Below are 24157 nucleotides of genomic sequence, written 5' to 3'. Positions count from 1 at the left end.
GTGTTCCTCAGACCGGAGGTTTGCCGCTCGCTTCCTTCAGATTCCACGTCACCATGGACACCCTTGCGTTAAGCTAACTGTTACTTCTACCTTCACAGTTCGGGACTTGCACCCTATAGATTACGCCCATGCTGGGCGCACAAAAGAGCCAATCGAATTGAATCGATTGGCTCTAAATTATTTATTGATTTCCTTTTTTAACCCACTCTGCAACAGTCGCTGTACGTTTTGCTTGATATTTAACTGCAGCTTCAACGTCCTCAATCATTTTTCCATCTTGACCGACTGTTACACTTGTTCCGTAAGGGTTTCCGCCTGCACCGAATACAACCGGATCACTGTATCCAGGAGTCGCTATAATCGCACCCCAGTGCATCATAACTGTATATAGAGATTGCAGTGTAGCTTCCTGTCCACCATGTGGATTTTGTGCGGACGTCATACCACTCACAACTTTATTGATTGTCTTACCGCTTGCCCATAGCCCACCTTGAAGATCGATAAACTGTTTCATTTGTGATGCCATCATACCGAATCGAGTTGGCGTACTGAAGATGATTGCATCTGCCCATTCAAGATCTTCTGAAGTAGCTACTGGAACGTCTTTTGTTGCATTTACAGTTGCTTTCCATCCTTCATTTCCTTCAATAGCCGAATCTGGAGCTAATTCCTGCACTTTTAATACTCTAACTTCTGCCCCAGCTTCTTGTGCACCTTCTGCTGCCCACTTTGCTAATTGATAATTTGTTCCACCCATACTATAAAAAACAACCGCTAATTTTACATTTGACAACGTGTCCATCTCCTTTGATTTTTTAAATAATTTATTTAGAAATCCCATATTTACACCTTCTCTTTGTTTTTATCGATCCTTATACACATCACCTCTTCAAGATACACTTTCCAATACAGTACTGCTCTTCTTATTCCCTTCCAAGAGAAGCTTTATTCGAATACTGAATTTATATTTCTTTGAGGGTCAGCAGTGATACGACGAGCGTCCACTGTTTTTTGTTTTCATAAATTCGCAAAGTCAGTCTAACACTCTGACTTCAAAGGGTAGTACAGTTTGTTCGATTTTCTCTCTTTCAGCTTCATATTGTTCGGGTAACATCAACTTCTCTCCCATTGTTTCTTGAGATTCATCATGTGCAAATCCTGGAGGATCCGTTGCAATTTCAAATAGTATTTTCCCGTGTTCTCTAAAATAAATTGCATTAAAATAATTTCTGTCGCGAACCGACGTTACGTGGTATTCAAATCCCTCAACATGCTTTTTCCAATTCAGTAAATCTTCATCATCACTTGCCCGCCATGCAATATGGTGTACTGTACCTACACCCATTTCCCCACCGCCAACAGTTGTTGATTTCAGGTCAATTATATTACCTATATCACTCGAAGAACGGAAACGGATTATATCTCCCTCTTTTCCGATTCGCTCTAATCCCATTACTTTTTCTAATAGATTAGCTGTTTTTTCTGGTTGTTTTGATAAAAGTGTTGCGCCTCCAAAACCTTTAATGGCTACATCCGGCGTAACTCCTCCAAAACTTCTTGTATTCAGTTCGCCTTCTTCTCTTTCAACAATCTCTAAATGAAGTCCGTGTGGATCATCAAACTCCAAGTAGCGTTCACCAAAACGTTCTGCTTTCTTGAATGAAACACTGAACTTCTCTAATCTCTTCTCCCAAAATGCCATAGCGCCAACAGGAACAACATATGAGGTTACTCCTACTTGACCATCGCCAATTTTTCCTTGACGTGCATTCGCCCATGGAAAAAACGTAATAATTGTTCCGGGTTTTCCGCCTTCATCCCCGAAATATAAATGATACGTACTTGGATCATCAAAGTTTACAGTCTTTTTTACTAAACGTAAGCCTAATACACCTGCATAAAAATCTACGTTCTCTTGTGGATGACCGACAATTGCTGTGATGTGATGAATCCCCATCGTTTTCTTCGTCATTTGATTTTCACTCCTACTCTAATTATTGTGTGGTTTATATCCGTGTTGAGCCTAAACTAATTTCTATATTTGATTTTGTCCTTGTTATTTCCTTCAACCGCTTTTTTCAAACAAATTCTTTTTTCATCTATCGTTTCGGATTACAAATATTCTTTTTCAATTGTAAGCGTGCTACGTACAGTATCAATTGGTCGGACAACTGATTCAATGTGTGTTCGTTGTCCTTCTAGGAATGGTGGTAATGAAAGAATTTCTCCGACCGTTTCATACGGTTCGTCTCCCATGAATCCTGGACCATCCGTTGCCCACTCAAACAGGACGCCTGGTGCAACGCGTGCATATAAAGATTCAAAGAAGAAACGATCTACATAACCGGAAGTGTTGAAACCAATCGCTTCCATATGTTCGATCCACTCACGTAAAACTTTTTCATCTTCTACGCGGAAAGCCGCGTGATGCACTGTACCATATCCTTGGCGACCAGCTGGTAAAAGAATATTGTGTTCTACAATTACTTGCGCACCGTTTCCGCCTTCACCCATTTCAAATAAGTGGAATGAACCTTCAGCCGTAATTTCACGCATTAACATTGCTTGTTCCAACACTTTCTTGAAATTATCAAAATCCGCTACGCGAATATGAACCGGTCCGAGTCCTGTGATGGCAAACTCCAGTGGCACTGGGCCATTCTGCCAAGGAGTTCCTGATTCAATCCCTTTGTTATGCTCATCTGAAATCAACATATACTGTTGATCGTCAAAATCTACAAAAGAAATGGTTTTCTTACCAAAGACCTCTTTAATTCCTTCATTCTTCACTTCATATTTATCAAATCGCTTCAACCAGTATTCCAATGCCGCATCTGTCGGAACTCGGAAAGCTGTTTTGTAAACTTCATTTGTGCCATGTGTTCCTTTTGGAATGCCTGGGAAATCGAAAAACGTCATATCCGTACCGGCAGATCCTTTATCGTCCGCGAAAAATAAGTGATACGTTTGAATATCATCCTGGTTCACTGTTTTCTTTACAAGACGCATACCCAATACATATGTGAAAAACTCATAGTTCTTTTCTGCACTGCTCGTTATCGCTGTTACATGGTGAATTCCTTTTAAATGATTCATTATAGTTCCTCCTAATGATTATAATTAATTAATATATAACTAATTCGAGATAAATTGAAACAAAAAAATATATTATCTTGAATTGATTTGAAAGTGAAGTAGATTGTACATTTTTCTTTTTGGTATGTTTAATTGGTATGGCTTCTTAATTTACCACCAATTAATTTATCTCTAAATCGAGATAAATATAACATAGATCTCTTTCACTTGTCAACACCCCGGATTCCAACAAATATGATTGAAGAAGAAAGATTACTAACTAAAAGTGTTCTTCCTGCTTCAATCCCTAAAATTTCCTCGTAAGATATGAAGATTTAAAAACATGCTACCGATATTTTTTAGCTACAACGTATTCTGTAATAGGAAGCGTTATCACTGCTAAACTAATGACAAGTACGAGAGGAATATTTTTTATATCATTGAGTGCAAAAACTTTTTCTGAAACGACTAACACGATGAACATAAGGAAGAGCAACACAAAGTAACTAACTTTGGAACTCAATAATGTAATATGCTTCTCCATTTCATCTTTATCTCCCTCATGCTTGCCCTCCATCTCACCCCATGTAATGGATTGAAAGAAAAATGAAATACCCAAAGCTACAAAGAATAACGTTGAAGCATTAACTACACCTTTTGCAAACCACTCGTATAGTCCAAAACCGCCGATTGCAATTATTAACACCAAAGAACAAAAGATACTTACCTTTTTTACAACGGTCATTCTTCACTACTCCTTTCATCTAAAAACAATTCATCTACCCGGACGCCCAGGGTTCTCGCTAAATCAAAAGCCAATTGTAAGCTTGGATCGTACTTGTCGTTTTCAATTGCATTAATTGTCTGCCGACTAACTCCACATAAATCAGCTAGCTTTCCTTGTGAAATTCCTTCATTTTCCCGATATTGTTTAATCGTATTGCGCATTCAATCGCCGCCTTTATCGCAATTCATGTGTAAAACATCTTTTACACCTTAAGTATAGATATTATTATTTCGATTGTCAAACATGTTTGACACAAGACTACAAAATAATTGATCTCGTGAACCTTTAGGATTTATAAGATAGCGTTGGATTGTTGACATGTGACATGTAACTTTATAATGTACATGCCATGGCATACACATTATAAAGGAGAAATGAAAACACATGAATGGATTCTATACAGTACTTCGCGCAGCCTTTATATTAGTTATTCTTTCCGTATTGCTAATTCCATCACCAGCTCTTGCTACTTCGGAAAACGTACCCTATGCCAGTGTTGATGCTAGCTTTTCAAAACAAATCAGTGTACCTGAAAAGACTACACGAATAGCCAATGCTTTCAGTGAAGGAGTAAATAGCAAAGAGGATTTAGAAAATAAAGGTGTTTGGTCATCCTTCTTTAAGGTATTAATAGGTCTCGCTGTATTAACAACAAGTATCGTTGCTGGTACCGTCTTTGCGTACGCCAATTCAGTCATGCCCGGTCTACGTAAATCAGATGATCGTACCTTCGTTCTTTCCATTAGACACTTGACCTCTTCAGTAGCCAATCCGATTTTTCTCATCATTTCAAATGGTGCTCTACTCACGCAAATCGGTTTTTTTGTATTGGCGGTTTTCTTACAGCAATTTGAAAAATTTGTTATTGGCTCCATCGCGTTGATCTTTTATGTAGCTACTTTACTTATCACTTTCTTAGGAAACCTTCCATTGAATAAGGAAATTATCTCTGCAGAACTACCTGAAAGCGATTCTGGATGGCATGAACTTAGAGTCCGGTTTGAATCCCGTTGGACGTTGCTGAACCACTTACGTACCTTAACGTGCATATTGAGTGCGTCCGCACTAGTAGTAGCGCTGCTCATTTAGTAACCGTATTGCGATAATCCTCTAATTTACAGACTATTAATTGGCAGATTAAACAGGGGTGATTACATGAATTTAAACAATTTGACAGGGTATCTTATTCATCGGACTGATGTGAAAATGACCAATTACTTTACCAAGAGATTGAAGCCTTATGGTGTTACCCCAGAGCAATGGAGTATTATTAGTATTCTTTGCCATCAAAACGGTACAACACAAAAAGAGTTAGCAGAAGCCATTGATAAAGATCAAACGACTGTCGTAAGAATGATACAGTCAATGGAGAGAAAAGGGCTTGTAAAGAAGACTTTTAATGCTCAAGATAAGCGTTCAAGTTACCTTAAGTTAACAGAAAAAGGTACTGAGATAAAAAAGATTGTCCTGCCCATAGTTAAAGACGCTCATCAATTCGTTACAAATAACTTAAGTGAAAAAGAGCTCCAACACCTACAAACCTTGTTAAATAAACTATACGATACAGATTACTAGTATCTTATCTGCTCCATAAGTTCATATCCTGCAAAAAAGTATTGCTTTCATAATTACTTTCAAGAATATTTTCGTAAACTCCTTCATTTTATGAGATACTAACAGAACTAGCGCTTCTATCAATGAAGCCAAAGAGGTGTTGTTATGAAAACAGTCATTTTTGCAGAAAAACCATCCCAAGCAAAAGCATACGCCGAAGCGTTTACTGTCAAAAGTCGCCACAAAACCCATATTGAATTGGCGAATAGTAAACTATTTCCTCAAGGGGCAACAATCACTTGGGGCATTGGACATCTCGTTGAATTAAAAGAACCAAAAGCGTACGATGCACGGTGGAATCGATGGTCACTCGGGAGTTTACCAATTCTTCCGGAACGCTATGAGTTTCAAGTTGCGAAAGGAAAGTATCCTCAGTTTCAAGTCGTAAAGAAGTTAATTCTTGAAGCAGATGTCGTCATTAATGCATGCGATATCGACCGAGAAGGATCCAATATTTTTTATAGTATTTTCAATCAAACTGGAGCACGAAACAAAACAATTAAACGACTTTGGATTAATTCCTTAGAAATCGATGAAATACGAAATGGATTTATGAACTTACAGGACAACGAAAAAGATCTGCTGCTCTATGAAGAAGCCAAGTCCCGCCAAATTAGTGATTGGCTTGTCGGTATGAACGGTTCCCGCCTGTACACGCTGTTACTTAAAGCAAAAGGCTACGAGCAAGTCTTTCCAATTGGAAGGGTTCAGTCACCTACCGTTTACCTTATTTATGAACGCCAAAAAGAGATCGAAGCGTTTGTTTCCGAACCTTTCTTTGAAGCCGATGCATTTTTCACGGCTGAAAATGGGGGTTATAAGGGAAAGGCGAAAGCACGGATGAAAACACGGGAAGAACTGGTTGCTTTACTTAAGAAACACGCGATTCAACCTAACTCACCTGGTATAGTGACGTCCGTTCAACAAAAGGATAAGCGAATTCCTCCGCCTCAACTGCACTCGTTATCCTCCTTACAAGCGACGGCAAACCGTAGATGGAAAATGAGTCCCGCAAATGTGTTAAAGACCATGCAAGCTCTGTATGAAAAAAAGCTCGTGTCCTATCCAAGAACTGATTCACGTCATATTACTACAAGCGAATTTGCCTATCTGGCCGATCAATTAGAAGGCTACCAGCAATTAATCAAACAGCCATTCGCTGTACCCTCTCGACAACCTAAAAAAAGGTATGTAGACAACGCAAAAGTTCAGGAACATTACGCGATTATTCCTACGAAAAAGATTCCAACAGAGGCTGCCCTTTCAAAATTAGCGCCTGATCAGCGTAAATTGTACGAAGAAGTTGTTCGAACGACGCTTTCGATGTTTCACACTGATTATTTGTACACTGAAACGAAAGTAACGACAGAGGTCAATCAGCTTCCTTTTTTCACAACCGGAAAAACAGAGAAAAGCATCGGGTGGAAGGAACTCTTTCCAAGCAATTCAAAAGAACAAGAGGAGCGTGTGCCCACACTTCGGCAAAATGAAGCGGTCGCAAGTAAAATAAGTATTCACGAAGGCAAAACAACGCCTCCAAAACCGTTCACAGAAGGTCAGCTCATTACATTAATGAAAACGTGTGGGAAATTTGTTGAGGATCTTGAGGAAACAGAAATCTTAAAGGAAATCGAGGGACTTGGAACCGAAGCAACTCGAAGCAATATTATCGAAACCGTTAAAAAGCATGGGTACATCCAAGTGACAAAAAACATTGTCGTTCTTACGGATAAAGGGCGTATTTTATGCGAAGCCATTGAAGGTAGTCTCCTTGCTAGTCCTTCCATGACTGCCAAATGGGAAACCTATTTACGAAAAATAGGAAATGGCGAAGGCGCAAGTGAGCATTTCCTAACCAATATCGCAAAGTTTATTGACTCGTTAATTCAAAGCGTTCCCCGTCAAATTGAAACCGCTACATTTCAAGTGAAGCACATTCCTTCTACTTCAAAAACGAAGTATAAAATTGAAGAAGTTGCCCCTTGTCCCACTTGCGGCAAAGGAAAGATTGTTGCCCGCAAAGGATTTTATGGGTGTTCCGCCTACAAAGAAGGGTGCAAGCAAACTTTTCCAGGTATCTTTCTTAAAAAGAAACTTACATCAAGCCAAGTGAAACTGCTGTGTACACAAGGCCATACAAACATTATCAAAGGCTTTACTGCAGCGAATGGCAGTAAGTTTGACGCAAAACTAAAGCTTGAAGGACAAAAACTTTCCTTAGACTTTGCGAATGCAAATGCGTAAAACCCCCTTCTACTTAAGTGTAGAACGGGGTTTTTTATTCAACAAAAAGTGCTTAGTCTCCCCTTAACCATATATGAGAGAATTCACCAGTATGCGTTACGTATACATAAACATCGTAAGGCCCTATCTTATAAAGTTGATAGTCTATATCTTCCATCTCGTCGTAGCCCTCTTCTGTTGGTGTACCAAGCATTTTCTGAACAGATGTAAGATCATTTAAAAAGTTTTGTCCGTTTAGACTAATGCTATTAATTTCCCCTATGGCCTCATCGAAGAAAATCGTCATTCCATTTGGATACATATAATAATAACCACCATTGAAATAATCGTCTCCGGTATGATCTGGGTACTCGTTTAGCATCTCATCAATCGGCTTACCTATATACACATTATTATCCAAAAGCATGCCTTTTTCAATTAATGCTTTCAAGTCGTCAGGCAAAGTTAGATGTGGAAACGAAACATAATCGTAATCCATCTCTTCCCAATTGTTCGCAACCATTTCACCCAATGTCCAGCCGTATTCTTCCGCATCTGTATGTCTGGTACTATCATATTCCGTAAACATAGAGGTTGAAGAATCCCATTTCCACGTTGTAAAATGCCAACCTGTTTCTTCACTCTTCACATAGAGATATGCTTGCATATAGTCTTCATCAATAAATTTCAACGTCTTTGTCGAAATCGCCACCGTTTTATTTTTATCAAACAGCACTTCTTTCATTTCACCGTTTGAATAATGCCATAGGGCAAGTACGTTATTATGTTCCGTTTGCGAACTAAATGCACCTACAAGTGACTGTTCATTGAATGAATAAAGTTGAAAAGGTTCTCGTTCCAGATTCAAGGCGTCTTCTACCTCAAACTGACCTTGTAAAACACCGGTATCTCCGTTTTCTTCTACTAAGTAAATAGCCACTTTACCGGCATACAATCTATCGCCTTCTTTACCTTCAAAAAAGTTGGAAGACAAAGTTGTTTCTACTCCATCTATCGGAAAAAGGTAAGCAACCGCATGATTCGTTCCATCCACCACATTTGTCGAATAAAGGGCATTGGCTTTCAACTCAGCGATTGGCTTTGTTTCTTTTTCATCTTCAACGGTTTCTAAACCATCTGTACGTTCGTCTTCTTCACTGTCAATCTCCGTATCTGGATTCACTTCTACTAGTGGTGCTGCAGACCTTTTGTTTAAAAAATATACACTCGTAGCAATCACCATAAGCACGAGTAATATTATCCACATAATTCCTACAGGCTTTTTCCAGCTCGATTGCGTTTTCCTTTTCATATCACTTTGGGGCGCTCCACACTTTTCACAAAATAAGTCCTGTTCTTGCAGTTCATTGCCACACTTCCTACAATAAGCCATGTACTTAATCCCCTTTATCACGTTAGTTCCTATCTTATGATACCAAAATAAAAGTAGTATAGATCATTTTCTGATCTATACTACTTTTATTTCTATTGTTATTTACTCTTCGCAGCTAACGAACTTTCAAACTCTTTTTTCACACGATGGAGCAATTCAGAATCTGTTAACAAACGATATCCTGTTGACGCAAGTGCTTTTGCTCCAGTAATCAGAGCTTCATTTCCTAGTTCTGATTTCGAAGCTTCTCTAAATTCATCGGTGTGTCCGATAAGATCGTCTGGGCCAATTTTAATCATAGGATGTGCGGTTGGTACTTCATAACTTATGTTTCCTGCATCTGTCGAACCTTTGCCTTTTCTTTTCTCTTTATGAACAACTTCACCAAGAGCCGTAAGTTCTTCTTCTAAGACGCTATCTAAAACAGAGTTGAGAACAAAGTCTTTCACTTCATTTTGGAAACGCTCAATTTTAACTGTTGCGCCCGTTGCGAGTGCTGCCCCTTCCGCAATCTTTCGGATCTTGTCGGAGACTTCAATCGTTTTCTTCCACGACTCTGCTCGGATGAAAAATCGAGCAGATGCATATTCAGGGATGATGTTTGGTGCATCGCCGCCATGCGTTATAATGCCGTGAACACGTACATCAGACTCTAATTGCTGACGTAATGCACTTATCCCATTGAATAATTGAATAACTGCATCCAAAGCATTAATGCCGTGATGTGGTGAGCCGGATGCATGAGCTGGCTTACCGTAGAATTTAAAGTCGAGTGGATCTACAGCTAATGTGTCCCCTGTTAGCGCAGTTTTCCCAGCCGGGTGAATCATAATTGCGGCATCGACGTCTTTTAAGTAACCGTGTCTAACGAAACTTCCCTTCGCACTTCCATTCGGGCCGCCTTCTTCAGCAGGTGTTCCAAGTACAACGACACGACCGCCTGTTTCTGAAAGAGTTTCAGCGAGAGCAATTCCTGCTGCAACACTTGTCGTTCCGATAATGTTATGTCCACAGGCATGACCGAGTCCAGGAAGGGCATCGTACTCAGCAAGATAGGCAATTGTCGGACCTTCTTTTCCACTGTCTTTCACTGCGTAAAATGAAGTTTCGTGTCCAGCAACTGCCGTTGTCACTTCAAATCCAGCATTTTCTAGAATTGCGACATGCTTCGCACATGCATATACTTCTTCATTACCAATCTCAGGGTTTGCATGAATCTCCTGACTTGTTTGAATGTACAACTCACGATTCTCTTCGATGGATTGGATGATTGTTTTTGTTGCCTCTTTAACTATGCTCATTCTAACTTCCCCCTAGTGGATTATTTTTTTAGATTTTCAAACACAGTATCGATTTCTTCTTGCGTTAGCTTAACTAAGTAAGATCCACCTTTTGTATCTTCGTCAATTGCTTTTGAAATATCTTCTTCTTGATACAATTCAACGATTCGTTTGAATGTTTCATTGTCTTTTTCCTTCGCACTTGCCGCAATTAAATTCACATATGGGTGAATGGTTTCATCGTCTCCGGTTTCTCTAAAGATTGGATCTTCACCAGGTGAGAATCCTGCTTGCCCTGCAATTCCGTTGTTAATAATTGCTGCCGTCACATCAGGAAGTACGCGTGGTGTTTGTTGTGCTACCATCGGAATGATATCTAGGTTTAATGGGTTTGCCGTAATTTTACTTGGGTCTCCGAATAATCCAAAGTCGTCAGATAGCGTAATTAGTTCAGCACTTTCAAGTAAACGTAACGCACGCGCTTGGTTGGAAGGGTCATCTGGAATCGCAATTTTATCGCCTTCTTTTATTTCATTAATGTCGGTAATTTTTTCAGAATAAACGCCGAGTGGAGCAAATACAGTCGAACCAAGTGGAACAAGCTCGTTGCCACTCTCTTTTACGTACTGAGATAAGAATGAAAAGTGTTGGAAAGCGTTTAAGTCAACATCCCCTTGTGCAAGCGCATTGTTAGGTAATGTGTAATCTGCAAATTCGATAAGCTCGATTTCAATGCCTTCTTTAGCTGCTTTTTCTTTCAGAATTGGCCACTGTGCACCGTCAGATCCATTGACACCTATTTTCACTTTAATTACCTCGGTGTCTCCACTAGCTTTTCCTCCACAAGCAGTTAATAAAGCCGCCGTTACAATCGTTAAACACAATATCAATAATTTTCTCATTTTCATTTCTCCCTTATCAGTCATTTTTTTGTTTGTTTATTAAATTAACGACGCATAACCTTTTTAGATAGTGTATTGCCAATCCACTGTGCAATTTGCACCATAACAATCAGGATGACAACTGTGACGAGCATGACGCTTCCATCGAATCGTTGATAACCATACGTCATTGCAATATGTCCAAGGCCGCCCCCACCAACTGTTCCTGCAACTGCCGAGAAGTCGATCAAACTTACCGATACAAACGTCAATCCTAAAATTAATGGCCCTAAAGCTTCGGGTATTAAAACAGTGAATATGATGCGTAACGGACTTGCACCCATTGCCTGCGCGGCTTCTATAACACCAGGATCGATGCTCACCAAGTTGTTCTCTACGACTCGAGCAATAACAAAGCTTGCTACAATCGTCATCGGAAAAATTGCTGCCGCCGTACCAATTGTTGTACCTACAACCAATCTCGTTAGTTGGGATACAGCAACTAGGAAAATTATGAATGGTATTGGGCGAATGATGTTTATAAATAAATTTAAAATCTGAGAAACACGCTTGTTTTCTAAAATGTGATTTTCTCTCGTTACGTATAGTAATAGACCTATTGCGATTCCAATGATTGAACCAAAAATAAGTGTAGCGATTACCATCGTAATTGTTTCGCCTGTGGCTTCTACAATCCGAGGCCAAAATGTGGACCAATCAACCTTCATCTTTAATGGCCTCCTTTATATCAACAATTGTTTCAAGTTCTGTTAATACGTTCTTTATCGCCTCCGGATCACCTTCAAATGAAACAAGCAGGTTCCCGAAGAAACGTTCTTGCAACTCACGAACCGAACCATATACGATATTAAAATCTACGCCGTGTTTCCGAGTCACTTGAGAAAGTACCGGGTCACTCGCTATTTCTCCTTTAAAAATAATTCGGTAAAGTCTTGTTCCGCCTTTCGATCGCCACTCGTTTAACAGTTTTTCAGATGGTAAGTCTTGCTGAATCGATTGGATAAACCGTTGTGTAGTAGAATGCTGTGGATTTGTAAAGGTTTCGAACACTGCACCCGATTCAATCACTTCTCCTTCTTCCATAACTGCAACGTTATCGCAAATCGATTGAATCACATGCATTTCATGGGTAATTAAAAGTATCGTTATTCCCAAATCTTTATTTACTTTCTTTAGTAACCTTAAAATATCAGCTGTTGTATCTGGATCGAGAGCCGAAGTTGCCTCATCACAGATTAGAACTTCTGGAGAAGTAGCAAGTGCTCGAGCAATCCCTACTCGTTGTTTTTGTCCACCGGATAATTGATCGGGATAATCTTTAGCTTTATCTGACAACCCGACGAATGCCAGTAGTTCTGTTACACGCTCTTGGATTTCTTTTTTGGGTAAACCGGCTAACTTTAAAGGATAAGCAATGTTTCCAGAAACGGTTCTAGAATTAAACAAGTTAAAGTTTTGAAAGATCATACCAATATTTTGTCGCTGCTTCCGCAAGTCCTTTGCAGACAGCGTACTCACGTCAATGTCTTTAATGTGTACCGTTCCAGCTGTCGGTCTTTCTAACATGTTTACTAGACGGAGTAACGTACTTTTACCTGCCCCACTAAATCCAATGATTCCGTAAATTTCACCTTCCTTTATTGATAATGAAACATCCTTTACTGCGTGTACCTCACGCTTTCCAAGGCTGAATGTCTTTGTGACATTTTTAAATTCAATCATTTCAAGTGACCTCCTCATGAAACACTCATTCTGCGCGAACAATGATTCAGCCATCAACTTTTCTTAAAAGAACGAAAAAGCCCTCTTTTTTTACTTATCAATACAAAGATAAGAAAAAAAGAGGGCTTCTATAAAGTAAGAAACCATCTCGTTCTCATCTTCCAAATGCCGAAGCATTTGTAGGAATTGGCACAGTGTTTTAAAAAAACCTGTTGCCGAGACGTCATAGGGCCTATCCCTCGATCTCTCTTGATAAGAAAGTGATGCTTTACTATTTAATTGTCGCAAGAATTAATATTTACTATAGTCAGAGTTTAGCAATAAGTCAACCCGCTTCTAGAAGTAAAATTATTCAGTCTATTTAAGGGCATACTAATTTGAAGAAGAAACCCTTTGTACAAGCATTTAAAGAGGCTGGGATAGAACTAGCCTTTTCGTCAAACCCTTGCTCTATTAATTTTTTCGAACTGAAACTCTACTTCTCACCGAGTCGAGAATTCCTTCTATTTTTTGAAACGAATCAATTAATCAAATGGCACCAATTACTTTCCATTCAATATCGAAGTAACAATGTGTCGTGTATCCCATTCTCCTTCTGACATTTCCATAATAGGGTATTTATCTGGAAATAGCTTATTGCATATTGATTCGATTGAATCCCCTTCCTTTTGCAAATTTAGCACATCCTGTTGCATAGTTAATAAATTATCTAACTTTCGTTCAAGCGCAAGGCGACCCTCTTTTACAAGTCCCCTATGGTTGCAAAATACATCTTCAAAGCCATACGTTAGTACTTTTTCTAATGATTGAATAATTGCCGGGATACTTTCCTCGGTTAAGATTACTTTTGTCTGTTCGTTGACAAATAAATCCCCCGTAAACAATTGACCTGTTTCCCGATTTAATAAAGCTTTGTGATCATAAGAATGACCAGGGGTATCAATAACATCCCATTGTGCATTTCTAGAGATAAACGTTTCTGGCATCTCCTGTGCTTGAAATGGTCTTCTTTTCCCCCAAAAAAGTTGACGGTACAAAGGATAATCTGCCTCTTGCGCACAATGTTCAATTGTTTTTCCACTTAAATATATCGGGACTTTCTTTGTTTTCTTGATGTAAGCCGCGCAGCCTGTATGATCTTCATGATAATGAGTTAGCATAACTTGATCAAAATCTGCCTCGTCAATGAATTGTTCAAAGTGTTCGCGTAATGACTCCGCCCCAGTATCAATTAGTACACCATCGACTACAAAACTATAAACATTTAATGCGACGCCATGGAATTTAATTTTCCCATTTAAATAAGAAACCCCATTCTTCTCTCCAGTACTTGACCTTGTTTCCATAAGCACAGATTTCATCCCCTTTGGTCAAATGAATTGAACCAGTTCTATTAGAATATTACCATACCATTATAGTCAGTTAATTGAAAATAGTCTGGTGGTAAGGAAATGCAAAAATGCAGCCAAATTAGCGTATGATAAGCAGCCATATTTACAGTAGAAAAAGAAAGAATCTGTTAAATAATAGTGTTGATAAAAGACTAATAAAGAAAAAAAGACCCATAAGGTCCATTTACGTTATTAACTATTCAACAATCTCACCTGAGCGGAGAACATCTAAAACGTTGACTTCCGTTCCAGACCCTAAGTGCCGAAAGATGAGGGTCAATCTTTCCCTAACACGTTCTGGAGGGCGGGCGGTGGACCAACCCGCTGTTGTTTCACTTGTTCCGCTTGATCCTCCCAGAGTCGCCGTCTTGTACTCCGATTAACTAGGTGTCCGCATAAAATACTTGTGACACAATCGCACCCAAAATCTGGAGTAGGGTTAAGCTCGTTAATCTGCGTTGCAGCCGGACGCGTTCTGGAGGGCAAGCGGTGGACCAACCCGCTGTTGTTTCACCTGTCTTGCTGATCCTCCCAGAGTCGCCGGCTTCCACTCCGATTAACTAGGTGTCCGCATAAAATACTTGTGACACATTCGCACCCATTAGTTGCAAATAAAAATAAACACAATAATTATTTTTTGTTTTTCAACTCTAAAAGTATAGGAGTTATATTTAATAAAATCGAAATAATCGTCAAAACCCATAAGGCCCTTTCCATACCAGGCACTACATCTAATAAAGCACCCCAATCATCCACCTTTACCCATTTGGACACCATACTGTATTGGGCAACAAGTGTTAGTGCTGTAAATGACAATCCCATTGCCATTGCCAATTGATAATCTTTGCCTGTCTCATACATATAAAGATTTATACAAGTTGCTATTATCGCGATAATTCCTAATATTAACCACATATTTATACCCCCATTCACACAGAAAATTCATATTAATTAAGACGGAGTGGGATGGTAAATGGTTCCGTAATTGCAACTAATTGGACCAGATTGTTGAATTGACACTTTATATTTAATACACTCCGTTGCTTGGAGTTTAGGCGTCGACTGCAACGGGAACAGCGCCCGCGGAAAGCGTGCGCCGGAACGGAAAGCAACAATTTATCTATGTTCGGTTGGACCGTTTGTCGAATAACTCAATGCACTAATACTGATACGTTCTTAATAACAGATAAGTTTCATTAATTCGAAACAAACAAATTTTCACTATCATTTTGTTATAGGGCCATTATCACTTATGTACCGTTGGAAATTCGTTTACAAATTGTAATGCAATTTCCTATCGGTATTTGCCATAATCATAGAAATACCCAAAAAAATAGGGACATCAATTCAAGTGTGAATTGCGTCCCTATTTACTATGCTTTTTAACGTTTTCTCCCCGTGTACCGATTAAGCTAGCCAACTAATTAATACGTAAATTAGAACTCCTGGCGAAGGAAAACCAGTAATGCATGCGCCATTTTCTGTAAAGAGGGAAGAATTCATGTGCATTTACGAAAAGTCGATTGCTTCATCTTTTTAGGCCAGAAACTCCATTTTCCTAACAGAATTAATATCGCAGGAATTAGAAGCGGCCGAACGAGGCGGATAATCCAATCACTCGGTCAACTACCGCATAGGCAATCGCCGCCCCTACTAACGGAATAAGTGTGAGTAAAGAGGATCTATAAATAATAAGTAGCAATACAAACAGTAATCCAATCGTCGTTAACAATAATACTACGTCGGCTTGGCTAAAGAGCTCGGTTGCATCAGAATCTATAGCGGCCGGACCCTTCCAATGTTTCCGCGAAACTCATTATCTCTTCATCTGTTAATTTATCCTCTTTATAAAGCACTGAAAGTAAAGGTAATCCACGTCTTGTGGAAAATATTGCTCTAGCTTACGATCTGCGATAACGGATTCCGCATCCGCTGGCAAACCACCGTCTTTATTTGCCTGAACAAATTCTTTTGCCACTGGAGCAAGTCCAGATAAAAGAATTGCACCTGCAATCCAAAGGCTTAGAGAAATAATCCATACTTTTTTTCTTGCAATTTGGCTTTACGCATTATCGTTTCCCGTCTTTTTCAACAAGAAACGTCACGATGACAAACAACGCAAAACTGACGAGTAAAACTGTACCTCCTACGATATAAAAGATAAGTGAAAATGTTTCATTCACACCAAATGGTTGAATAAACTGCAACCACATACCTGCAGTAAGTCCAATCGATCCAATGATTGCTGTCCACCCTTGAGCGGAAATCAACTTACTTGCACGAACTTTATACGTTTTGTAAAAAATCCCCCATGCGAAAACAGATAGCCAACCAACTAACAAAATATGAGCGTGAATTGGTCGAAGTGCGTAAGACCCCGAACCCGCCATATGTGAACCTAATACCGTTCCTATTAAACCAAATAGTGCTGCTACACGAATAAGTCGTAAACTCCATTTCTCTTGCATCTAAAATTCCTCCTATGTTTTTCATATTATACCCTTATCTTAATGTACCAACATGAACGGAAGGTGAACAGTACATTACAATTTTGGCAATTTGACCGTGAAAGTCGTTCCAATCTCTTTCTCACTAACAACTTCTATTGTACCTTTATGCAATTTTACAACTTGCTGAACGATAGATAATCCGAGTCCGGTTCCTCCTATTTCACCCGTTCTAGATTCGTCAGCCCTGTAAAAACGATCGAATATACGGCTTATTTCACCTTGGTGGATACCGATTCCGTTATCTTGAAATATAATCTCTACATCATTAGGCCGGTCAGTTAACTCGATATCAATGACCCCGCCGGCTTCCGTATACTTCAACGCGTTGGACAAAAGGTTTTCCCACACTTTTTCTAAAAACGCTGGATCACCAGTCAGCTCAGCATCATCTAAATCCATTGATAATGACATTTCCTTTTCTTCAAGCAACCATCTATATTTCCGAACGACTTCTTTTAATTGTTCGTCTAGCTGAAAGGTTTTTATTTCAAGCGGAGAAGAAAGTTGGTCAAGTGACGTTAAGAACAAGAGCTGTTTGGTTAAGGAAGATAGGCGCTCTGTTTCAGACTGAATCACTTTCGCATAACTTTTTCGGTCTTCATGTGACAATTCGCTATCTAGTAGCAGTTCCGAGTAACCTTTTATATTGAGCAAAGGAGATTGAAAATCATGAGAGACATCACTTATGAATTCTTTTCTTATGCGATCATTCTCACCCAACTTTTCCGTCATCTGTTGGAAACTCTTTGCAAGTTGTCCGATTTCATCTCTTCGATTAATGTCTAATATTCCCGTAAATCGCTCTTCCCCAACTTTTTTCGTTGCAGCAGTCAATTTCGTAATTGGCTCAACGACCTTTTTGGCAACAACAAGCATGGAAAGCAAACTAATAATGGCCATGACAAACACCATTCCACCGAGAATAACATGAACTTCTGTAAACAGCATTTTTATATCTGGTCTAAGAAAGAGTGCATAGGTTTTTCCTTCATAAGTAAACGGTACACCAACGGTATTTGCCACCTCATCTGAGAAAAAACCTGTAACAAATGTTTCACCCGGAAGATCTCTCATTCCATGATACGTATCCCCTTGAAATACTTGAGTAACTGCATCGGGTGTTAGATTATTTACACGAAACGGTATCCCATAATACTTTTCTTCTAACTGATCATCCACCACAACTAATTTGTAACCAACGGCCGCTTGCGTTGCTAAATAAGCGTCTAGATCCAAATCTTCCGCTGAATTAATAAACAATGCGATGCTTTTTGCGATTGAAACGTTCTTTTCATCGTTCTGCCCTTTCAACTTCTGATGATAATATGTATTTACAGATAGAAAGGCAATGAGTGCACTCACTGTCATGATTGCAATGGTAATCGCAATGAATTTTCCATAAAGCGACCTCATGTCACTGACACCTCAAGTTTGTAGCCTACACCTCTCACAGTCATTATTGTTACCTCTTCCGTCAGCTTCTCTAACTTGTCCCGCACCCTTTTAATGTGGACGTTTAACGTTTGTTCATCCCCTTCATAGTCATATCCCCAAACTCGCTCTATTAAATGCTCTCGAGTGAATACCGTGCCGACCCTTGAAGCCAAAACAGAGAGCAATTCAAATTCCTTCAATGGAAGCAACAGTACTTTTTTGCCCACAGACACCTCATAGCTTTGTCGGTTAATTTTAAGCGGCCCCGCTTGAATAAACACATCTACCGCTTTGTCATATCTTCGTAAAATAGCGTTAATGCGGAATAATAATTCTTTCGGTTCAAAAGGTTTCACGACATAATCATCAGATCCTGCAAGAAATCCCTTCTCTTTATCCTCAAGCTCGCCTTTTGCCGTTAACAGTAAAACCGGAATCTCTGCGCTCGCTCTAATTTTCCTCGTAAGTGTATATCCATCCATACCTGGCATCATGACATCTACGACAGCCAAATCAGGAAAATCCTCGTCTAGTTTCTCTAATGCTTCGAATCCATCGGAAGCTGTAAGTACCTTGTATCCTGCAGCACTTAATTGAATGCGAACAAGTTCTAAAATATTAGGATCGTCATCGACAACGAGTATCTTCATTCGGCATCTCCCCTTTCCTTTCATTTTACATGGCGGACTTACTTTGTAAAACATATAGAGGTATTAAAAATTGATTTATCCTTTTAACGAACAAAGATTTCTAAAGGTTCACAATATATTGACTAATAGAGAATATCTAATTTTAATTGAGAATATGAGATTGTTTATTTTCAAATTCTATGAAGATAATTTGAGGGAATAATAGCTTCTGCTCCAGTAAATACGGTATTTTTGTTCATATGAGTGTATTCGTTGACAAACAATTTTAGTTATATGATAATAGTTATAGGATTAGAATCATTATAGTTAAGGAGCAGTAATTAAACAAAAGTTCATACTGCCGTTTAGGATTTGTTATTACTACCTAAACTAACTATAAATATTATCTAGGAGGAATTTATTCATGTCACAAATCGGTAAAACAATCGAATCATTTAAAGCTTCAGCCTACAATGCAGGGAACGGACAATTCATTGAGGTTACTGATGAGAACTTAAAAGGGAAGTGGAGCGTTGTATGTTTCTACCCAGCAGACTTTACTTTCGTTTGCCCTACAGAACTAGAAGACCTTCAGAACCAATATGAAACGTTAAAAGAGCTTGATGTTGAAGTGTACTCTGTTTCAACGGACACGCACTTTACACATAAAGCATGGCACGACCATTCAGATGCAATCAGCTCAATCAGATACATCATGGTTGGCGACCCTTCTCAAAGAATCTCACGTAACTTTGACGTGTTAGATGAAGAAGCTGGTCTTGCACAACGCGGTACGTTCATTATTGATCCAGACGGTGTTGTACAAGCTGCAGAAATCAATGCAGACGGCATCGGTCGTGACGCAAGCACACTTGTAGGTAAAGTGAAAGCTGCTCAATATGTTCGTAACAATCCAGGTGAAGTTTGCCCAGCTAAATGGGAAGAAGGCTCAGCAACACTTAAGCCAAGCCTCGACCTAGTCGGTAAAATCTAATTTGAAATAGCGGGGGCATCCCCGCTATTTTTTTAAATCTATATCGAATCCAGAAAATGGTAAGGAGAATGATGAACTTTGTTAGAACCAGAGATAAAAGCACAATTAGCCCAATACCTTGAAATGATGGAAAATGACATCCTTTTAAAAGTTAGTACAGGAAATGATGCTGTGTCTAACGTCATGAACGGTTTAATGAAAGAATTAGAATCCATGTCTTCTCATATTAAAGTAGAAGAAGCTGAATTAGAAAGAACACCAAGCTTCAGTGTGAACCGAATCGGCGAAGATACCGGCATCACTTTTGCAGGTATTCCACTTGGACATGAATTCACTTCATTAGTTCTTGCTTTATTACAAGTAAGTGGACGTGCTCCAAAAATCGATCAAAAGATTATTGACCAAATAAAACAACTAGATGGCGAATACAACTTTGAATCATACATTAGTTTAAGCTGTCAAAACTGTCCAGACGTCGTACAAGCACTTAACATTATGAGTGTGCTTAACCCAAACATTACGCATACAATGGTGGACGGCGCGGCGTTTAAAGAAGAAGTTGAAAGTAAAAAGGTTATGGCTGTTCCAACGGTATTTTTAAATGGAGAAGAGTTCTCAGGCGGTCGTATTTCACTAGAAGAAATTATTGCGAAAATTGGCGGTTCTCAGGACCCTTCTGAATTCGAAAATAAAGACCCATTTGACGTTCTTATAATTGGTGGAGGTCCTGCAGGTGCAAGTGCAGCAATTTATGCCGCACGTAAGGGAATCCGTACTGGGATTGTAGCAGATCGCTTTGGTGGCCAGATTTTGGACACAGCTACGATTGAAAACTTTATCAGTGTAAGTCGAACAGAAGGTCCTAAGCTTGCAGCTAGCCTTGAGGAACACGTAAAGGAATACGACATCGACGTCATGAATTTACAACGTGCTACAAGTTTGGAAAAGAAAGATCTGATTGAAATCGGCCTTGAAAATGGTGCGGTTCTCAAGAGTAAATCCGTAATCCTTTCAACGGGAGCTCGTTGGCGTAACGTCGGTGTTCCCGGCGAAGCTGAATTTAGAAATAAAGGCGTGGCGTACTGCCCACACTGTGATGGTCCTTTGTTTGAAGGGAAAAAAGTTGCAGTTATCGGTGGCGGTAACTCGGGTATCGAAGCAGCGATTGACCTCGCTGGCATTGTAAATCATGTTACAGTTCTTGAATTTGCTTCAGAGCTGAAAGCTGACGCTGTATTACAAGATCGTCTTCATAGCCTTCCTAACGTAACTGTCCTGAAGAACGTTCAAACAAAAGAAATTACTGGTACAGACAGCGTGAATGGAATTACGTATACAGACCGTGAAACGAATGAGGATCATCATGTTGAACTTGATGGTGTATTCGTTCAAATCGGGCTTGTACCGAATACAGACTGGTTAGGTGATTCAGTCGAGCGTAACAAATTCGGGGAAATCGTTGTTGATAAACGTGGTGCTACAAACGTACCGGGTGTTTTTGCTGCAGGTGACTGCTCAGACACGGCACATAAACAAATCATTATTTCAATGGGAACAGGTGCAACTGCTTCACTAAGTGCATTTGACTATCTCGTTCGAAATTAATAAATGAACATGAAAAAGGAACAGGCGAGTTTTTTATGGCCTGTTCCTTTTTGCACTTCATTTTAATTGTATTGTATTTATCAGTTCATTTTTTTCTTTAACACGCTCAAGTTTTCTTAACTGATCAATCGCCTTTTGAAGGATTTCTACGCCCTGTACGAGTGCAATACGGACATAACCAATACCTTCCGTACCAAAGACGCTTCCCGGCACCATGACTACGCCACACTCGTCAATTGCTTTGAAGACAAACTGCTTGTCATCCATATCAAAAGGATATTTTGCCCACACAAACATGCCTGCTTTAGAAGGTGTCGCAGTCCATCCTATTTCCGCCAGCCCATCCATTAAAACCTTATGTCGCTGTGAGAACTCTTTACGCAGTCGATCTGTAATTTCTTCCGCGTGATCTAGCGCTGTTGCTGCAGCTTCCTGTATCGGAGCAAATGTACCGTAATCTAAGTTTGATTTAAATTCTTTAAAAATCTGAATAATCTCAGCATTTCCGACGACATATGCAATCCGTGCACCTGCAAGACTAAAGCTTTTAGATAATGAGTTGATTTCCACTCCAACATCTTTTGCTCCAGGTGTCGATAGAAAGCTGGCCGGTGAATCTCCCTCAAAATAATATTCAGAATAGGCAGCGTCGTGAAGCACAATGATGTTATACTTCTTCGCAAACGCTACAACTTTGTCAAAGAAACCTGCATCCGGAAGAGCTGGAACAGGGTTTCCAGGTAAATTCAAAATGAGCAATTTAGCTTTTTCTGCGACCTCTTCAGGAATGATATCCAAATCTGGTAAGAAACCGTTTTCTGCTCGTAATGGCATTTCGTAGGGTACTGCGCCCGCTAACTTAATTCCTGCTTCGTAGGCAACATAAGCGGGGTTCGTCGTTAATACAATATCATTCTCGTTGCAAAATGCTAACGGAAAGTGAACAAGCCCCTCTTGGGAACCCATTGTTTGAATAATTTCTGTTTCTGGATTTAGTAGGACACCTGTACGTCTTTCATAATAGTTTGCAACTGATTCATGAAATCGTTTTGTACCACCAAGTGTATATCCGTATGTACTTGCCTGTATGCTTTGTTCTGATAGAACACGCCTCACTCTTTCATCGGGTGGGAGGTCTGGACTTCCAAGACTTAAATTAATTAATTCAGCACCTGTTGCTAATTTAGCTTCCGTTGCTGCTTTCAGTTCTCCAAATATGGACGGTTCAAATATCGACATTCTTAACGATGGTTCTATCTTCAATACTAAGCACTCCTTTATTTATGTAATAGTTTATCACATACTGTGAGACTATCGCAAAAAGGATATTGACGTCATTTCCTCTTTGCAAGCTTGAACATACCAATTCCTACTTTAGTAATAGTCAACTTTGATTCTACAGGGAACCTCACACATTTTCTATTTATATTGAACTTACCTTACTAAAACTTGATATTTAGAATAAAAAATAACTCCCATTAATAATAATAATAATACATTTTTCTCGCTGTAGGTTACTACTGGAATACCGAACCTTCGGTTCATACAATTTCAATTCTTTTAGTACAAACAAAAAAAGCTATCTCCATTGAAGGTAATAACTTCTTTAGTGCCTAGCAACGTCCTACTCTGTCAGGGGGAAACCCCCAACTACCATCGGCGCGTGAGCTTAACTTCCGTGTTCGGGCGTCGAAAGACGATGGACTTCGGATTTCTTCGTCAGCTTCGTCTGTTCAGATCCTCGCGTATGGCATACGCTCCGGTCCTCACTTCCTTGCTTTCTCGAACTCCTCGTCCCTCCTCTTTCTCGCTGTAGGTTACTCATTGGAATGCCTAATCTTCGGTTCATTCATTTTCAATTTCTTTAGAACAAACAAAAAAAGCTATCTCCATTGAAGGAAATAACTTCTTTAGTGCCTAGCAACGTCCTACTCTTGCAGGGGGAAACCCCCAACTACCATCGGCGTGTGAGCTTAACTTCCGTGTTCGGGCTTCGAAAGACGATGGACTTCGGATTTCTTCGTCAGCTTCGTCCGTTCAGATCCTCGCGTATGGCATACGCTCCGGTCCTCACTTCCTTGCTTTCTCGAACTCCTCGTCCCTCCTCTTTCTCGCTGTAGGTTACTCATTGGAATACCTAACCTTCGGTTCATACATTTTCAATTCCTTTAGAACAAACAAAAAAAGCTATCTCCATTTAAGGAAATAACTTCTTTAGTGCCTAGCAACGTCCTACTCTTGCAGGGGGAAACCCCCAACTACCATCGGCGCTGAAGAGCTTAACTTCCGTGTTCGGTATGGGAACGGGTGTGACCTCTTCGCCATCATCACTAGACCTGTAAGGTCTTTTTTGAAAGACATTATTCATTATATCAAGTATATAGAATTATACAAGCATTATTTTCAAAAAAATAATATTTGCTCATTCAAAACTGGATAAAACAGACATTAGGGTTCTTCGAAACGGTTTGTGAATCAAGCAAACCTGATTACTTTAGGTTAAGTCCTCGATCAATTAGTATCCGTCAGCTGCACGCGTCGCCGCGCTTCCACCCCGGACCTATCAACCTCATCATCTTTGAGGGATCTTACTTACTT

Annotated in this window: 22 protein-coding genes, 2 rRNA genes, 1 pseudogene and 1 riboswitch; of the genes and pseudogenes, 5 read left to right on the top strand and 20 right to left on the bottom strand. The window is 39.6% G+C overall.

Translation table 11 applies throughout. The features are described 5' to 3' along the window. Positions 1-181 precede the first annotated feature (181 nt). The 5 genes from wrbA to ACXYMX_RS15930 all read right to left on the bottom strand — a co-directional run bounded on the left by wrbA (position 182) and on the right by ACXYMX_RS15930 (position 4023). A complete protein-coding gene (gene wrbA / locus ACXYMX_RS15950; RefSeq protein WP_459045231.1) occupies positions 182-793 on the bottom strand; it encodes an NAD(P)H:quinone oxidoreductase in 612 nt (203 codons plus the stop codon). Positions 794-1033: 240 nt separating this feature from the next. Next, on the bottom strand, positions 1034-1972 hold the full coding sequence (locus ACXYMX_RS15945; protein WP_459045230.1) for a ring-cleaving dioxygenase: 939 nt from the start codon (positions 1970-1972) through the stop codon (positions 1034-1036). 140 nt (positions 1973-2112) lie between these two features. Beyond that, entirely contained in the window at positions 2113-3096 is a 984-nt protein-coding gene (locus ACXYMX_RS15940; protein WP_459045229.1) for a ring-cleaving dioxygenase, read from the bottom strand. Between the two features lie 325 nt (positions 3097-3421). Continuing rightward, positions 3422-3820: a hypothetical protein gene (locus ACXYMX_RS15935; protein WP_459045228.1), complete on the bottom strand. Its 399-nt coding sequence runs from the start codon at positions 3818-3820 to the stop codon at positions 3422-3424. Continuing rightward, positions 3817-4023, bottom strand: coding sequence for a helix-turn-helix transcriptional regulator (locus ACXYMX_RS15930; protein WP_459045227.1), 207 nt, complete (start codon positions 4021-4023; stop codon positions 3817-3819). The genes ACXYMX_RS15935 and ACXYMX_RS15930 overlap by 4 nt, the downstream gene beginning before the upstream one ends. Positions 4024-4246: 223 nt before the next feature. On the opposite strand from ACXYMX_RS15930, the gene ACXYMX_RS15925 reads away from it, so the two are divergent. The 3 genes from ACXYMX_RS15925 to ACXYMX_RS15915 all read left to right on the top strand — a co-directional run bounded on the left by ACXYMX_RS15925 (position 4247) and on the right by ACXYMX_RS15915 (position 7720). After that, positions 4247-4951, top strand: coding sequence for an anthrone oxygenase family protein (locus ACXYMX_RS15925; protein ID WP_459045226.1), 705 nt, complete (start codon positions 4247-4249; stop codon positions 4949-4951). Positions 4952-5017: 66 nt separating this feature from the next. After that, positions 5018-5437, top strand: coding sequence for a MarR family winged helix-turn-helix transcriptional regulator (locus tag ACXYMX_RS15920; RefSeq protein ID WP_459045225.1), 420 nt, complete (start codon positions 5018-5020; stop codon positions 5435-5437). 144 nt (positions 5438-5581) lie between these two features. Beyond that, entirely contained in the window at positions 5582-7720 is a 2139-nt protein-coding gene (locus tag ACXYMX_RS15915; protein ID WP_459045224.1) for a type IA DNA topoisomerase, read from the top strand. A 52-nt stretch (positions 7721-7772) separates the two neighbouring features. On the opposite strand, the gene ACXYMX_RS15910 is transcribed toward ACXYMX_RS15915, so the two are convergent. The 12 genes and pseudogenes from ACXYMX_RS15910 to ACXYMX_RS15855 form a co-directional block, all read right to left on the bottom strand. Beyond that, the gene (locus ACXYMX_RS15910; RefSeq protein ID WP_459045233.1) at positions 7773-9011 is read right to left on the bottom strand and encodes a hypothetical protein; all 1239 of its coding nucleotides are present in this window, start codon (positions 9009-9011) and stop codon (positions 7773-7775) included. A gap of 15 nt (positions 9012-9026) precedes the next feature. Next, positions 9027-9092, bottom strand: a pseudogene (locus tag ACXYMX_RS15905) (zinc-ribbon domain-containing protein); the annotation flags it as partial. A gap of 98 nt (positions 9093-9190) precedes the next feature. Continuing rightward, entirely contained in the window at positions 9191-10393 is a 1203-nt protein-coding gene (locus ACXYMX_RS15900; protein WP_459045223.1) for a M20 family metallopeptidase, read from the bottom strand. A gap of 20 nt (positions 10394-10413) precedes the next feature. Beyond that, positions 10414-11274 (bottom strand): MetQ/NlpA family ABC transporter substrate-binding protein, encoded by an 861-nt coding sequence (locus ACXYMX_RS15895; RefSeq protein WP_459045222.1) that lies wholly within the window; start codon positions 11272-11274, stop codon positions 10414-10416. A gap of 44 nt (positions 11275-11318) precedes the next feature. After that, the gene (locus ACXYMX_RS15890) at positions 11319-11981 is read right to left on the bottom strand and encodes a methionine ABC transporter permease (RefSeq protein ID WP_459045221.1); all 663 of its coding nucleotides are present in this window, start codon (positions 11979-11981) and stop codon (positions 11319-11321) included. Then, positions 11971-12996: a methionine ABC transporter ATP-binding protein gene (locus tag ACXYMX_RS15885; protein ID WP_459045220.1), complete on the bottom strand. Its 1026-nt coding sequence runs from the start codon at positions 12994-12996 to the stop codon at positions 11971-11973. The genes ACXYMX_RS15890 and ACXYMX_RS15885 overlap by 11 nt, the downstream gene beginning before the upstream one ends. 151 nt (positions 12997-13147) lie before the next feature. Continuing rightward, positions 13148-13255, bottom strand: a riboswitch (SAM riboswitch). A 283-nt stretch (positions 13256-13538) separates the two neighbouring features. Then, positions 13539-14342 carry an MBL fold metallo-hydrolase gene (locus ACXYMX_RS15880; RefSeq protein ID WP_459045219.1) on the bottom strand — a complete coding sequence of 268 codons (804 nt, stop codon included), beginning with the start codon at positions 14340-14342 and terminating at the stop codon, positions 13539-13541. A gap of 675 nt (positions 14343-15017) precedes the next feature. Beyond that, positions 15018-15302 (bottom strand): hypothetical protein, encoded by a 285-nt coding sequence (locus tag ACXYMX_RS15875; protein ID WP_459045218.1) that lies wholly within the window; start codon positions 15300-15302, stop codon positions 15018-15020. 667 nt (positions 15303-15969) lie between these two features. After that, complete coding sequence (locus ACXYMX_RS15870; protein WP_459045232.1) at positions 15970-16167, bottom strand: MMPL family transporter; 198 nt, start codon at positions 16165-16167, stop codon at positions 15970-15972. Positions 16168-16456: 289 nt separating this feature from the next. After that, positions 16457-16855 carry a hypothetical protein gene (locus ACXYMX_RS15865; protein WP_459045217.1) on the bottom strand — a complete coding sequence of 133 codons (399 nt, stop codon included), beginning with the start codon at positions 16853-16855 and terminating at the stop codon, positions 16457-16459. 75 nt (positions 16856-16930) lie between these two features. Further along, positions 16931-18310: a sensor histidine kinase gene (locus ACXYMX_RS15860; protein ID WP_459045216.1), complete on the bottom strand. Its 1380-nt coding sequence runs from the start codon at positions 18308-18310 to the stop codon at positions 16931-16933. Then, complete coding sequence (locus ACXYMX_RS15855; protein WP_459045215.1) at positions 18307-18981, bottom strand: response regulator transcription factor; 675 nt, start codon at positions 18979-18981, stop codon at positions 18307-18309. The genes ACXYMX_RS15860 and ACXYMX_RS15855 overlap by 4 nt, the downstream gene beginning before the upstream one ends. 403 nt (positions 18982-19384) lie before the next feature. Here ACXYMX_RS15855 and ahpC point away from each other — a divergent pair, with 403 nt between their 5' ends. Together ahpC and ahpF are read left to right on the top strand one after the other, a co-directional pair. Then, the gene (gene ahpC, locus ACXYMX_RS15850) at positions 19385-19954 is read left to right on the top strand and encodes an alkyl hydroperoxide reductase subunit C (protein ID WP_459045214.1); all 570 of its coding nucleotides are present in this window, start codon (positions 19385-19387) and stop codon (positions 19952-19954) included. Positions 19955-20032: 78 nt separating this feature from the next. Beyond that, positions 20033-21559 carry an alkyl hydroperoxide reductase subunit F gene (gene ahpF / locus ACXYMX_RS15845; protein ID WP_459045213.1) on the top strand — a complete coding sequence of 509 codons (1527 nt, stop codon included), beginning with the start codon at positions 20033-20035 and terminating at the stop codon, positions 21557-21559. Positions 21560-21616: 57 nt separating this feature from the next. Here ahpF and ACXYMX_RS15840 read toward each other — a convergent pair whose 3' ends face one another. From ACXYMX_RS15840 to ACXYMX_RS15830, 3 genes are all read right to left on the bottom strand, one after another. Next, complete coding sequence (locus tag ACXYMX_RS15840) at positions 21617-22822, bottom strand: aminotransferase class I/II-fold pyridoxal phosphate-dependent enzyme (RefSeq protein ID WP_459045212.1); 1206 nt, start codon at positions 22820-22822, stop codon at positions 21617-21619. A 956-nt stretch (positions 22823-23778) separates the two neighbouring features. Then, positions 23779-23894, bottom strand: a 5S ribosomal RNA gene (gene rrf / locus ACXYMX_RS15835). A 160-nt stretch (positions 23895-24054) separates the two neighbouring features. After that, a 23S ribosomal RNA gene (locus ACXYMX_RS15830) occupies positions 24055-24157 on the bottom strand; the annotation flags it as partial.

It is taken from the genome of Sporosarcina sp. CAU 1771, from assembly GCF_054482775.1.
Note: the sequence above shows the minus strand (reverse complement) of the source record. Positions and strands in the feature narration are given on the sequence as shown.